The following is a 13,156-nucleotide window of genomic DNA, read 5'->3' on the forward strand; positions in this document are numbered from 1 at the left end:
TTACATACGCTCCAGAGTTTCCAGGCCCAACAGTTCCAGGCCTTGCTTGAGGGTCCGTCCAGCCAGTGCGGCAAGGCGCAGGCGACTTTGCTTCTGCGCTTCGTCGTCGGCGGTGAGGATCGGGCAGTTCTCGTAGAAGCTGGAGAACAGGCCGGCGACTTCATACAGGTAGGTGCACAGGATGTGCGGCGTGCCCTTTTCGCCGACGCTGTTCAGCACTTCGCCAAATTGGGCCAGTTTGGCCGCCAGTTCCTGTTCATGGGGCGCGTCCAGCATGATCCGGCCTTCGACTTCGTTGAAGTCCTTGCCCAGTTTGCGGAACACGCCGGCCACGCGGGTGTACGCGTACAGCAGGTACGGCGCGGTGTTGCCTTCGAAGTTGAGCATCAGTTCGAAGTTGAAGCTGTAGTCGCTGGTGCGATGCTTGGACAGATCGGCGTATTTCACCGCGCCAATACCGACCACGCGGGCAATGTTGCGCAAGTCGGCCTCGGCCAGTTCCGGGTTCTTTTCCTTCACCAGGTTGTAGGCACGTTCCTGGGCTTCGTTGAGCAGGTCGATCAGTTTGACCGTGCCGCCGTCGCGGGTCTTGAACGGGCGGCCGTCAGCGCCGTTCATGGTGCCGAAGCCCATGTGTTCCATGTGCATCGGGTGAGTCACGAAGCCTGCACGATGCGCCACTTCGAACACCTGCTGGAAGTGCAGCGCCTGGCGCTGGTCGACGAAGTACAGCGCACGGTCAGCCTTGAGCACGCCGCTGCGGTAGCGCACGGCGGCCAGGTCGGTGGTGGCGTAGAGGTAGCCGCCATCGGCCTTGACGATGATCACCGGCAGCGGCTCGCCGTCGGCGGTCTTGAATTCTTCGAGGAACACGCACTGGGCGCCGTTGCTCTCCACCAGCAGGCCCTTGGCCTTGAGGTCGTTGACCACGTTGATCAGGTCGTCGTTGTAGGCGCTTTCGCCCATCACGTCAGCCATGGTCAACTTGACGTTGAGCAGCTCGTAGATTTCCTGGCAGTGGGACAGCGAGATATCGCGGAAACGGTTCCACAGCGCCAGGCATTCGGCATCGCCTGCCTGCAGCTTGACCACCAGGCCACGGGCGCGATCGGCGAATGCTTCGGACTCGTCGAAACGCTTTTTGGCGGCGCGGTAGAAATTTTCCAGGTCCGACAGCTCGTTGCTGGTGATCGGGTTCTCTTGCAGGTAGGCCATCAACATGCCGAACTGCGTGCCCCAGTCGCCCACGTGGTTCTGACGGATCACGGTGTCGCCGAGGAACTCCAGCACCCGCGCCACGCCGTCGCCGATGATGGTCGAGCGCAGGTGACCCACGTGCATCTCTTTGGCCAGGTTCGGTGCCGACAGGTCGACGACCACGCGCTGAGCAGCCCCTGCTTTGCGTGCACCGATCCTGGCATCGGCCAGGGCGGCGTCCAGGCGCGAGGCCAGGGCCTGGGTGTTCTGGAAGAAGTTGATAAAGCCGGGGCCGGCGATTTCAGCCTTGGTGATGCTCTCGTCGGCCGGCAGCGCGGCGATGATTTTTTCCGCCAGGTCGCGCGGTTTCATGCCGGCAGGTTTGGAGAGCATCATCGCGATGTTGCTGGCGAAGTCACCGTGGGTCTTGTCGCGGGTGTTCTCCACCTGGATCGCCGGCGTCAGGCCTTCAGGCAACACACCTTCGTTGACGAGTTGGGTGAGGGCTTGTTGGATCAGCTGGCGAATGGTGTCTTTCATGGTGTTCTCTTTCGACCGCAAGCGGCGGCGCGCGATGCGCAGGTGGAAAAACTGGGCATTATCCGTGGCGAGGGCGGGCTTGCCAACCTTCGCGGGACCTGCGGCCAGGCTTAATACAAATCTACCGGGTCTACATCCAACGACCATCGCACCTGTCGGCCGCTGGGCATTTGCTCCAGGGCAAGTAACCAGCTGCTTAATAACCGATGCAGCGGCGCGCGGGAGGTGGCTTGCAACAGCAGTTGCGCGCGGTAACGCCCGGCACGGCGCTCCATGGGCGCGGGCACCGGACCGAGCAATTCGATGCCGCTCAGGCCCAGCTCGCCGAGTAAATGCTCGGCGGCGCTGCAGGCTTCATCCAGAAAGCTTTCGGCCTGCCCCGGTTTGTGGGCTTCGGCGCGCAGCAGGGCCAAGTGGGCAAAGGGCGGCAGGCCGGCGGAGCGGCGTTCGCTCAAGGCCTGTTCGGCAAAGGCGAAGTAGCCTTGTTCGGTCAGTTGAATCAGTAGCGGGTGGTCGGCCAGGTGGGTCTGGATAATCACCTTGCCCGGCTCTTCGGCACGCCCGGCGCGGCCGGCGACTTGCACGATCAACTGCGCCATGCGTTCGCTGGCGCGGAAGTCGCCGGAGAACAAACCACCGTCGGCGTCCAAAATCGATACCAGGGTCACCCGCGGAAAGTGATGCCCCTTGGCAAGCATTTGCGTGCCCACCAGGATGCACGGCTGGCCCTTCTGGATGGTGGCGAACAGCTGATTCATCGCGTCTTTGCGCGAGGTGCTGTCGCGATCGACCCGCAATACCGGGTAGTCCGGGAACAGGATGCCCAGCCGTTCCTCTGCGCGCTCGGTGCCTGCGCCCACCGGTCGCAGGTCGACCTTGCCGCACTGCGGGCAGTGGCGCGGTACCCGTTCGACGTGGCCGCAATGATGGCAGCGCAACTCGCCGTGACGCTGGTGCACAGTCATGCGCGCATCGCAGCGCTCGCATTCGGACATCCAGCCGCAGTCATGGCACAGCAGTGTCGGCGCAAAGCCTCGGCGGTTGAGAAACACCAGGACTTGCTGGCCGGCGGCGAGGGTCTGGCCGATGGCTTGTTGCATCGGCCCGGAAATGCCGCTGTCCAGCGGACGGCTTTTTACGTCCAGGCGCAGGAAGCGCGGTTGCTTGGCGCCGCCGGCGCGCTCATTCAGGCGCAGCAGCCCGTAGCGGCCGGTGTAGGCGTTATGCAGGCTTTCCAGGGACGGCGTGGCCGAGCCCAGCACAATCGGGATGTCTTCCTGGCGCGCACGCACCAACGCCAGGTCACGGGCGTGGTAGCGCAGGCCTTCCTGCTGTTTGTAGGAGCCGTCGTGTTCCTCGTCGATGATGATCAGCCCGGGGTTTTTCATCGGCGTGAACAGGGCCGAGCGGGTGCCGATAATAATGTCGGCTTCGCCATCACGCGCCGCGAGCCAGGATTCCAGGCGCTCACGGTCGTTGACCGCCGAGTGCACCAGGGCGATGCGTGCGTTGAACCGCTGCTCGAAGCGCGCCAGGGTCTGCGGGCCGAGGTTGATCTCCGGGATCAGCACCAGCGCCTGTTTGCCGGCTTGCAGGGTTTCGCGGATCAACTGCAAATAGACTTCGGTCTTGCCGCTGCCGGTGACGCCGGCCAGCAGGAACGCGTGGAAACTGTCACACCCTGCGCGAATGGCCTCATAGGCGGCGCGTTGTTCGGGGTTGAGCGGCAATTCCGGTTGGGCCAGCCAATGCTCATGGCGCGGGTCGGGGGCGTGCTTGCGGATCTCCACTTGCACCAGGCCCTTGGCCAGCAGCAGATCCAGGCTGTCTTTGCTCAGCATCAGCTTGCTCAACAGCTGATGAGCCACGCCATGGGGATGCTGGGCCAGGGTCGCCAGGGCCTCACGCTGGCGCGGCGCGCGGGCGATGCGTGGGTCGTCGAGGCGTGCGCCGGGGACCATCGACCAGAAACGCTCCTGGCGTGCCTCGGCCAACTCGCCCTGGCGCAACAACACCGGCAGCGCCCAACTCAAGGTATCGCCCAGGCTGTGCTGGTAATACTGGGCCGTCCACAGGCACAGCTTGAACAACGCGGGCGGTAGCGGTGGCGTGGCGTCGAGAATCGCCAGCGCGGGTTTTAGCTTCTCGGCAGGTACTTCGCTGTGGTCGGCGACTTCTATAAGGATGCCGATCATCTCCCGTCGGCCGAACGGTACGCGCACGCGCATGCCCGGTTGCAACTGCGTCCGCAGCACGCCGGCCGGGGCTCGGTAGTCGAACAGGCGGCGCAGGGGCGAGGGCAGGGCTAGGCGCAAAATGGCGTCGGGCACGCGGGGAGTCTCATATAAAGGCGGGCGGTGGTGCAGGGGCGCGAGCCTAGCAGACGAGGGGGGTGTTGGGTATGCCGTGGTTTTCTGATGAAAGGCGCTTTTATGTTCAGCTGCGACGGGTACCGCCGCTTGCGTGATTGAAAAGGTCTGGTAGAATCCGCGGCCTAATTACGTGCGGTATTCGACAATAGTGTCGAGTGGCGGCACGCTAGCCCGAGGAAGTCACCATGAAAGCCGATATCCATCCAGCGTACGAAACCATCGAAGTTACCTGCAGCTGCGGCAACAAGTTCGAAACGCGTTCGAACCTGTGCAAGCCACTGGGTACTGACGTATGCAACGAGTGCCACCCGTTCTACACCGGTAAGCAGAAAACTCTGGACACCGGCGGCCGTGTACAGCGCTTCGCAGATCGCTTTGGTGCTTTCGGCAAGAAGCCTGCTGCTACTCCAGCAGAGTAAGGCTCAAAAGCCTTATGGGCTTTTGCCAGCTGTTGAAAAAGGCGTCCTTTGCGGGCGCCTTTTTTGTGCCTGGGATTTGGCACCAAGCCGCCCAGGCTGGGGTGTTTTGCCCGGCGCCGGCGTCCGTGGTTCAGGTCGAGGTGCAGCGCGTGGTGGATGGCGACACGGTGCGCCTCAAAGACGGTCGCAGCGTGCGCATGATCGGCCTCAATGCCCCGGAAACCGCGAAAAAAGGCCGTACCGACGAGCCCTATGCCGTCGCCGCTCGCCAGCGTTTGCAGGCATTGGTGGCAACCAGTGGCGGTCGCGTCGGCCTGATGCCTGGGCGTGAGCGTAAAGACCGTTATGGTCGCACCCTCGCCCATCTTTTCGGCGCCGATGGCGAGAACCTTGAGGCGCAGCTGCTCGCCGAAGGCTTTGGCTTTCAAGTGGGGGTCGCGCCCAATGTCGATCTCGTCGCGTGTCAGCGGGCGGCTGAAAACGCGGCGCGTCAGGCCGGTTTGGGGCTTTGGCGACAATCGCCGGTGCGATCGGTGACCAGCCTCAGGCGGTCCGGCTTTGCCTTGGTCAGCGGCAGGGTGAGCAAAGTCGAACGCAACCGCGGTGGAATTTGGATCGAGTTGCAGGGTTCACTGGTATTACGCGTTGCACCCGATCTGGCCCGTCAATTCGACAGCGCCCTGCTGGATGGTCTGCAAGGCAAGCAGGTCGAGGCGCGAGGCTGGATTCAGGATCGTTCTTCGCGTAGTGGCCTGAAGAGCAGCCAGGCGCGCTGGATGTTGCCGCTGACCGATCCCGGTATGCTCAAACCGACTTCTGAACAAAAAATTGTAGACATTTTTTAATTGGATTGTGAACAGTGCGGCCCTTGTATCCCGTGGCTTTAGACTAAAGTACGGCGCTGCGGGGCCTTGACACCCGTGACCGAGCAGTCTTGTAGGGGCTTTACGACACGAGTATCCTCGGCGGTCCGTCGACCAACAGTAAAAGCGGAATGCCGATATGTCTGATTTGAAAACTGCCGCTCTCGAATATCATGCCAATCCTCGTCCAGGAAAGCTGAGTGTAGAGCTCACCAAAGCCACTGCCACTGCTCGCGACCTCTCGCTGGCCTACAGCCCTGGTGTTGCCGAGCCCGTACGTGAAATCGCCCGTGACCCTGAATTGGCGTACAAGTACACCGGCAAGGGCAACCTGGTTGCAGTGATTTCCGATGGCACCGCGATTCTTGGCCTGGGTAACCTCGGCCCATTGGCATCCAAGCCAGTCATGGAAGGCAAGGGCGTGCTGTTCAAGCGCTTCGCCGGCATCGACGTATTCGACATCGAAGTCGACTCCGAAAGCCCGCAGGCCTTCATCGACACCGTCAAGCGCATCTCCATCACCTTCGGTGGCATCAACCTGGAAGACATCAAGGCACCTGAGTGCTTTGAGATCGAAAAGGCTTTGATCGAGCAGTGCGACATTCCGGTATTCCACGATGACCAGCACGGCACGGCGATCGTGACCGCAGCCGGGATGATCAACGCCCTGGAAATCGCTGGCAAAACCCTGTCCGACGCTAAGATCGTCTGCCTGGGTGCCGGCGCTGCGGCCATCTCCTGCATGAAGCTGATCGTGAGCATGGGCGCCAAGCTGGAAAACATCTACATGGTCGACAGCAAGGGCGTGATCCAGTCCGAGCGTACCGACCTGAACCAGTACAAGGCGATGTTTGCCCACCCGTCCTCCAAGCGCACCCTGGCTGACGCCCTCGATGGTGCAGACGTGTTCGTCGGCCTGTCCGGCCCGAACCTGCTGAGCGCTGAAGGCCTGAAGTCGATGGCGGCCAACCCGATCGTGTTCGCCTGCTCCAACCCTGATCCGGAAATCGCCCCGGAGCTGGCCCATGCCACTCGCAACGACGTGATCATGGCCACCGGTCGTTCGGACTACCCGAACCAGGTCAACAACGTTCTGGGCTTCCCGTTCATCTTCCGTGGTGCCCTGGACGTTCGCGCCAAGCGCATCAACGAAGAGATGAAAGTAGCTGCCGCCAACGCCCTGCGCGAACTGGCCAAGCTGCCGGTGCCTCAGGACGTATGCGACGCCTACGGCGGCGCCAAACTGGAATTCGGCCGTGAGTACATCATTCCGAAACCAATGGACAAGCGCCTGATCACCCTGATCTCCGACGCCGTGGCCAAGGCCGCGATCGAGACCGGTGTGGCCACCCTGCCGTATCCGAAGAACTACCCGCTGCAAAGCGTGGATGATGTGTTCAACGGTTAATCGCAGCCCCATAAAAAACCCCGGCCTCTGAGCCGGGGTTTTTTATGGGGAAGATGAACGCTGCAAGCTTAAGAGCAGCGCGCGGCAGATGGTTCTTGCCGCTCTCTAAAAGAGATCTATCGGCGCCGCCTCATCTGCCGGCAGCGGGCTGCCCGGTACCACACCGTTGCCCAGTTCGTTGACCGACGGCGGCGTGTCTTCGCTCTTGAACAGCTCAAAGTAGGCGTTCGGCGTGCTTGGCGAGGCTGCACGGCCACTGATCGGGTCGATCCGCAGGCTGAGGATGCCTTCCGGCTCCGGCTGGGTGTGCAGCGGTTTGTCTTTAAGGGCCGCACCCATGTAACTCATCCAGATCGGCAGCGCGACGGTGCCACCGAACTCGCGGCGCCCGAGGCTTTCAGGTTGGTCGTAGCCTGTCCACACGGTGGTGACGTAGTCGGCGTTGTAGCCGGAGAACCAGGCGTCCTTGGATTCGTTGGTGGTACCGGTCTTGCCCGCGATATCCGCACGGCCCAAGGCCAGGGCGCGACGGCCGGTGCCTTTTTTGATCACGTCTTCAAGGATGCTGTTGAGGATATAAGTGGTACGGGCATCGACAATGCGCTCGGCCACGGCGGGCGTTTGCGGCTCGGTCGGTGCTGCGTTTGCGGCCGGTGCGGCCCCTGGCGTCGGCTCAATGGTAATCCCGCCGGTGCTCGGCGCGGCCATGCCGTCGGTGGCGGCTACGCCATTGACCACGTCACCGGGCACCCGTGGCGGGTTGGCGGTGAACAGGGTGTCGCCATTACGGCTTTCGATCTTGTCGATCAGGTACGGCGTGATCTTGTAGCCGCCGTTGGCAAAAGTGCTCCAGCCCGTGGCGATTTCCATCGGCGTGAGCGTGGCGGTGCCCAGGGCCAGGGACAGGTTCGCCGGCAGGTCCGATTTGTTGAAGCCAAAGCGCGTGATGTAGTCGATGGTCTTGCCTACGCCCATCGCTTGCAGCAGACGGATCGACACCAGGTTGCGCGACTTGTAGAGCGCCTCGCGGATGCGGATCGGGCCGAGGAACGTGTTGGTGTCGTTCTTCGGACGCCAGACCTTGTCCAGGTACTCGTCGACAAACACGATCGGCGCATCGTTGACCAGGCTGGCGGCGGTGTAGCCGTTATCCAGCGCGGCGCTGTAGATGAACGGTTTGAAGCTCGAGCCCGGTTGGCGCTTGGCCTGGGTGGCGCGGTTGTAGTTGCTCTGCTCAAAGGCGAAACCACCGACCAGGGCACGGATCGCACCGTTCTGCGGGTCGAGGGAGACCAGTGCGCCCTGGGCCAGCGGCACCTGGCTGAATTTTAGGCTGTCGTCCTTCTGGCGTTGCACGCGGATCAGGTCTCCCACTTGCGCAACGTCCGATGGCTGCTTGGGCATCGGGCCCATGCTGTTGGTGTTCAGGAAAGGCCGCGCCCACTTCATGCTGTCCCAGGCCACGTGGGCTTCGCCGGTACGGGTGAGTACCTGCACGCCGTCTTTGTTCACCTGGGTGACGATGGCCGGCTCCAGGCCGCTGATCGCGCGTTGTTTGCCCAGTTCGGTGGCCCAGGCGCTCAGGGTCTTACCCGGCAGGCGTGATTCAGGGCCCCGGTAGCCGTGACGCTGGTCATACGTGATCAGGCCGGAATGCACGGCGTTATTGGCGATTTCCTGGGTGTCGCTTGGCACCGTGGTGGTCACGCGGAAACCTTCGGTGTAGGCCTCGCTGCCGTAGCGTCCGACCATTTCGGCACGGGCCATTTCGGCGATATAGGGTGCGTTCACCTCCGGCGTCGGCACGTGATAGCTGGCATTCAACGGTTCAGCCACGGCACTTTCATAGGCGGCCTGGTCGATCTTGCCCAGCTTGTACATGCGCCCCAGGATCCAGTCGCGACGTTCCTTGCTGCGCGCCGGGTTGGCCAGGGGGTTGAAGCGCGAAGGTGCCTTTGGCAGACCGGCAATCATCGCCATCTGCGCCAGGCTGGCGTCGCGAATCGACTTGCCGTAATACACCTGCGAAGCGGCTTCGATGCCATAGGCGCGGTTGCCCAGGTAGATCTTGTTGACGTAAAGCTCGAGGATTTCGTCCTTGGTCAGCTGCCGTTCGATCTGCAACGCCAGGAGGATCTCGGTGGCCTTACGCGAAAAACTGCGTTCGCTGGTGAGGAAGAAGTTCTTCGCCACCTGCATGGTGATGGTGCTGCCGCCGGATTGAATGTGTCCGCTTTTTACCAACTGCGTGGCGGCACGCACCAGGCTGCTGGGGTCGACGCCATAGTGGTTGGCGAAGTTATCGTCTTCGGCAGACAGCAGGGCGCTGATGAAATTAGGCGGAATATCGGCAAAACGGATCGGTGTGCGGCGCATTTCGCCGAACTCCGCGATCAGTTTTTCATCGCTGCTGTAGACCCGCAAAGGAATCTGCAACTGGATACTTCTGAGGGCCTCTACGGACGGCAAACCCGGACTAAGGTAGAGGTAGGCCCCGCTGAGTACGAGCATCAGCCCGCAGACGATCGCGACAATGGAGTACCCGAAAAACTTCAGCAGACGAATCAAGGCTTTTGGATTTCCAGAGAAAAGAATGAGTTACGCGTCGGGGCATGCATGGCAAACGATGGATCAACCCGAGCTGCAGATAAAAAGCGGGGAAAAACGCTGGGCATTAAAGCATTTTTCGCCTTGGGGCGTCATTCGCGGCGCCTGAACAAGCCGACCGAATGCAGGGTGCACAACAGCAATCAGGCGGTATGACAGGCAAAGTTTTAGGGAGTTTTATGGCAAAGGGATTTTTCAGGCAAAAAGTCGACGCCTTGCTGGGTGTCGACATCAATGACACGTCCATCCGGTTGGTCGAACTGGAGCGTTCAACCACCGGTTACAGTGTCCAGGGCTATACCACTCAGGTGTTGCCTGCCCAGGCGGTAGTCGATGGCACCGTGCTTGACGTCGAGGGTGTGGGGCGCGCTTTGCACACGGCGTTGGCTCGGTTGCAAACCCGCGCCCGTGGCGCGGCGGTGGCGGTTGCGGGGCCATCGGTCATCACGCGGGTGGTCGAGTTGGAGGCTGGGCTCAGCGACGATGAAATGGCATGGATGATCCAGATGGAGGCCGAGCAGTACATACCGTGCCCCCTGGATGACATGGCCATTGACTTTCAGGTGCAGGGCCGCTCGGCTCATGACCCCGCGCGGGTCGAGGTGTTGCTGGCGGCGTGCCTGAAGGAGCAGGTGGAGGCCCGCGAGGCGGTTTTGGCCCTGGCGGGGCTGGTGCCCAAGGTTATCGATGTTGAAGCGTTTGCATTGGCGCGCGCGAACAGTCAGGATTTCGCCAGCTTCACGCCGGGCCATCGAGTCAATGATGCACAATGGGCCGTGGATGCCCAAGGGATGGGAGTTGCCTGCGGGCTGGCCCTGAGGAGTTTCGCTTGAAGACATTGATCAACCTTTTGCCTTGGCGTCAGGCACTGGCAGAGCGGCGACGCAAATATCTCCTGGCGTTTCTGCTGGCGTTTGTCTGTGTGGCGTTGGCGGCCGTGTGGCTGGCGGACCAGGTGATCGATCAGGCGATCGATCGGCAGGTGACGCGCAACAACCACTTGGACAAGGACGTTGCTCTTCAGGCCTCCAGCATCAAGACCATCGACGACCTGCAGGAGCGAAGCCAGCAATTGGCCCAGCGCATGAAGGTCGTGCAGGACCTGCATGATGGCCGTTCGGCCAGTGCCCAACTGTTGGACCAATTGGCGCGTGCAGTGCCCGAGGGTGTCCACCTGCATGAAGTGGTGGCGAAGGGCGATACGGTGAGTATCAGCGGCAGCGCCGAATCCAGTCAGGACATCGCTCAGTTGATGCGCCGTCTGGAGGCCTCCGAAGGTGGCCACGCTGCCCGCCTGCAACATGTGCGAACCGAAGGTGCGCATGGCAACAACGAATTTCAAATGATGGTGCGTCAGGGAGCGTCTTCCGAGGCCCAGCCATGAGCCTGCCCAGGCTCGATTTCTACGCACTGACCCACAACGCTGCAAAATGGCCCTGGCCTGCCAAGGTCTTGCTTGGCTGCGCGCTGGCGGGGATGGTGCTGGTAGTGGGTGAGCTGATGGTCCTGAGTGCATCCCGGCAGCGCTTGTCTCAGGTCGAGACTCAGGGCGAGGTTCTGCAGCGCCGGTTCGCGGAAAACGCCGTCTTCAGCGCTGCCCTCGATGCGCAGGCTGAACAATTGCAGCGTATGCAGTTAAAGGCCGATGAGCTGTTGCAGCAATTGCCCCGTGCGTCTGAAATGCCCGGCCTGCTGGAGGATATCGCCAGGCTGGCACTGGCCAATGGTCTGGTGGTCGAGAGCGTCATGCCATTGGATGAGCGGCCCCAGGCGTTCTATGTCGAGCAACCCGTCCAACTCGGCGTCACTGGGGGTTATCACGACCTGGCAACGTTCGTGAGCGCCTTGGGCAGCCTTTCGCGAATGACCATGGTGCGCGATGTCTCCCTGCAAAGGGATGGCGGCCTGCTGCGCCTGGACATGCTGGCCACCACCTATTGGCTGACGCGGCCAGACGTCAGTCGCGGCGAGGTGCTCCCTCAGCGGCCCTCATTTGTCTACGACGCCACTGCGCTGCGCGATCCGTTCCAGCCATCGGCTCTGCAAGTCGATCATGTGCCGGGGCGGTTTGCGCAGGCTCCGGACCTTGCTCGACCACGGAGCGTGCTGGAAGGCCTTGCGGTGGACCAGTTCAAAATGGTCGGCACGTTGTCCCGCGGCACGCAGACGTTTGCGCTGCTGCAAGCGGCATCAAGGGTCTACCGCCTGGCGGTCGGTGATTACCTGGGGCCGGATCATGGCCGGGTCACGGCGATCCATGCCGGCCATCTCGAGCTGGTCGAGCTGTTCCCCGATGAGCAGGGCGCATGGCTGGAACGCCCGCGAACCCTCGTGCTAAACATCAACTCATAACGGACTAAACCAATGAAAAGGACTTTTTCGTCCTTCGGTGTGGCGCTATGGATAGCGTTCACGGCACCGATGGCTGTCGCTGTGCCCAATCGCATGGATCTGATCCAGTTGCCACCGCCTGGCAACGGAGTGTCGGGCGCCTACAAAGGCGACAAACTTAACCTCAACTTCCAGAACATCGAGTTGCGCGCCGTACTGCAGCAGATCGCTGACGTAGCGGGCCTCAACCTGGTGGCCAGTGACGAGGTGCAAGGCTCGATCACGCTGCGCCTCAAGGATGTGCCCTGGGATCAGGCGTTGGACCTGGTGTTGCAAACCAAAGGCTTGGATAAGCGGATTAACGCCGGCGTGTTGCTCGTGGCGCCGGCCGAAGAGCTGGCCGCGCGCGAACTGCTGACGCTGGAGTCGCGCAAGCAAATGGCCGACCTGGCGCCGTTGCGTCGTGAACTGCTGCAGGTCAATTACGCCAAGGCGGCCGACCTGGCCAAACTGTTCCAGTCGGTGAGCGGCCTGGAAGGTACGACCGATGAGCGCGGCTCGGTGGCGGTGGATGATCGCACCAACAACATCATCGCCTACCAGACCGGCGAGCGACTCGAAGAGCTGCGACGAATCGTGGCGCAGCTGGATATTCCTGTTCGCCAGGTGATGATCGAAGCGCGCATCGTCGAGGCCAATGTCGACTATGACAAAAGCCTGGGTGTGCGCTGGGGGGGGCGGCTCAATCGTGGCAACTGGGCGGCTGGCGGTGTCGACAAGCCCGTGGCTGACGGTGCGCAAGCGCCGGACAACCCGCCCAGCTCACCATTTGTCGACCTGGGTTCGTTGGGCGGTACCTCCGGTCTGGGCATCGCCTATATCACCGATAACCTGCTGTTGGACCTGGAGCTGACGGCCATGGAAAAAACCGGGAACGGCGAAATCGTCTCGCAGCCCAAGGTCGTCACCTCCGACAAAGAGACCGCACGCATCCTCAAGGGCACCGAGATTCCCTACCAGGAATCCACCTCTCAGGGCGCCACGTCGGTGTCATTCAAGGAAGCCTCGTTGTCCCTGGAAGTCACGCCGCAGATCACCCCTGATGACCACGTGATCATGGTGGTCAAGGTGACCAAGGATGAGCCGGACTACCTGAACAAACTCAACGACGTTCCGCCGATCAAGAAAAACGAGGTCAACGCCAAGGTGCTGGTCAAGGATGGCGAGACCATCGTGATTGGCGGAGTTTTCTCCAATACCCAAAGCAAAGTGGTAGATAAAGTGCCATTTTTGGGCGATGTGCCGTATCTTGGCCGCCTTTTCCGGCGCGATGTGCTGGCGGAGAAAAAATCCGAGCTGCTGGTATTCCTGACTCCGCGTATTATGAATAACCAGGCGATTGCTGTGAGTCGTTGATTC

The 13,156-nt window shown here is 61.7% G+C and carries 9 protein-coding genes and 1 pseudogene; 7 read left to right on the plus strand and 3 right to left on the minus strand.

Features of this window, described 5'->3' with window-relative positions; all coding sequences use genetic code 11:
- Both argS and PSH59_RS02015 read right to left on the minus strand, forming a co-directional pair.
- A complete protein-coding gene (gene argS / locus PSH59_RS02010) occupies window positions 1-1,737 on the minus strand; it encodes an arginine--tRNA ligase (RefSeq protein ID WP_248077136.1) in 1,737 nt (578 codons plus the stop codon).
- 110 nt (window positions 1,738-1,847) lie between these two features.
- Window positions 1,848-4,067, minus strand: a complete 2,220-nt coding sequence (locus PSH59_RS02015; RefSeq protein ID WP_305394177.1) for a primosomal protein N' — start codon at window positions 4,065-4,067, stop codon at window positions 1,848-1,850.
- A gap of 227 nt (window positions 4,068-4,294) precedes the next feature.
- On the opposite strand from PSH59_RS02015, the gene rpmE reads away from it, so the two are divergent.
- From rpmE to PSH59_RS02030, 3 genes are all read left to right on the plus strand, one after another.
- Window positions 4,295-4,528: a 50S ribosomal protein L31 gene (gene rpmE / locus PSH59_RS02020; RefSeq protein WP_005784030.1), complete on the plus strand. Its 234-nt coding sequence runs from the start codon at window positions 4,295-4,297 to the stop codon at window positions 4,526-4,528.
- A 14-nt stretch (window positions 4,529-4,542) separates the two neighbouring features.
- Complete coding sequence (locus PSH59_RS02025; protein WP_305394178.1) at window positions 4,543-5,373, plus strand: thermonuclease family protein; 831 nt, start codon at window positions 4,543-4,545, stop codon at window positions 5,371-5,373.
- A gap of 157 nt (window positions 5,374-5,530) precedes the next feature.
- Window positions 5,531-6,799 carry a malic enzyme-like NAD(P)-binding protein gene (locus tag PSH59_RS02030; RefSeq protein WP_248077146.1) on the plus strand — a complete coding sequence of 423 codons (1,269 nt, stop codon included), beginning with the start codon at window positions 5,531-5,533 and terminating at the stop codon, window positions 6,797-6,799.
- Window positions 6,800-6,904: 105 nt separating this feature from the next.
- Here PSH59_RS02030 and PSH59_RS02035 read toward each other — a convergent pair whose 3' ends face one another.
- Window positions 6,905-9,364, minus strand: coding sequence for a penicillin-binding protein 1A (locus PSH59_RS02035; RefSeq protein ID WP_370694407.1), 2,460 nt, complete (start codon window positions 9,362-9,364; stop codon window positions 6,905-6,907).
- 221 nt (window positions 9,365-9,585) lie between these two features.
- On the opposite strand from PSH59_RS02035, the gene pilM reads away from it, so the two are divergent.
- The 4 genes and pseudogenes from pilM to PSH59_RS02055 form a co-directional block, all read left to right on the plus strand.
- Window positions 9,586-10,239: a type IV pilus biogenesis protein PilM gene (pilM, locus tag PSH59_RS02040; RefSeq protein WP_305394180.1), complete on the plus strand. Its 654-nt coding sequence runs from the start codon at window positions 9,586-9,588 to the stop codon at window positions 10,237-10,239.
- Complete coding sequence (locus PSH59_RS02045; RefSeq protein WP_248077155.1) at window positions 10,236-10,790, plus strand: PilN domain-containing protein; 555 nt, start codon at window positions 10,236-10,238, stop codon at window positions 10,788-10,790. The genes pilM and PSH59_RS02045 overlap by 4 nt, the downstream gene beginning before the upstream one ends.
- The gene (locus tag PSH59_RS02050; protein ID WP_305394181.1) at window positions 10,787-11,758 is read left to right on the plus strand and encodes a pilus assembly protein PilP; all 972 of its coding nucleotides are present in this window, start codon (window positions 10,787-10,789) and stop codon (window positions 11,756-11,758) included. Before PSH59_RS02045 ends, PSH59_RS02050 begins: the two co-directional genes overlap by 4 nt.
- A gap of 138 nt (window positions 11,759-11,896) precedes the next feature.
- Window positions 11,897-13,153: pseudogene (locus tag PSH59_RS02055) on the plus strand (type IV pilus secretin PilQ); the annotation flags it as partial.
- Window positions 13,154-13,156: the final 3 nt, after the last annotated feature.

It is taken from the genome of Pseudomonas sp. FP2309 (genome assembly GCF_030687575.1).
Classification (GTDB): Bacteria; Pseudomonadota; Gammaproteobacteria; order Pseudomonadales; family Pseudomonadaceae; genus Aquipseudomonas.

Excerpts from the sequence above, each read along its gene's own strand:
- argS (WP_248077136.1), bottom strand. The coding sequence starts at position 1,737 with ATGAAAGACACCATTCGCCAGCTGATCCAACAAGCCCTCACCCAACTC.
- rpmE (WP_005784030.1), top strand. The coding sequence starts at position 4,295 with ATGAAAGCCGATATCCATCCAGCGTACGAAACCATCGAAGTTACCTGC.
- PSH59_RS02025 (WP_305394178.1), top strand. The coding sequence starts at position 4,543 with ATGGGCTTTTGCCAGCTGTTGAAAAAGGCGTCCTTTGCGGGCGCCTTT.
- PSH59_RS02030 (WP_248077146.1), top strand. The coding sequence starts at position 5,531 with ATGTCTGATTTGAAAACTGCCGCTCTCGAATATCATGCCAATCCTCGT.
- pilM (WP_305394180.1), top strand. The coding sequence starts at position 9,586 with ATGGCAAAGGGATTTTTCAGGCAAAAAGTCGACGCCTTGCTGGGTGTC.
- PSH59_RS02050 (WP_305394181.1), top strand. The coding sequence starts at position 10,787 with ATGAGCCTGCCCAGGCTCGATTTCTACGCACTGACCCACAACGCTGCA.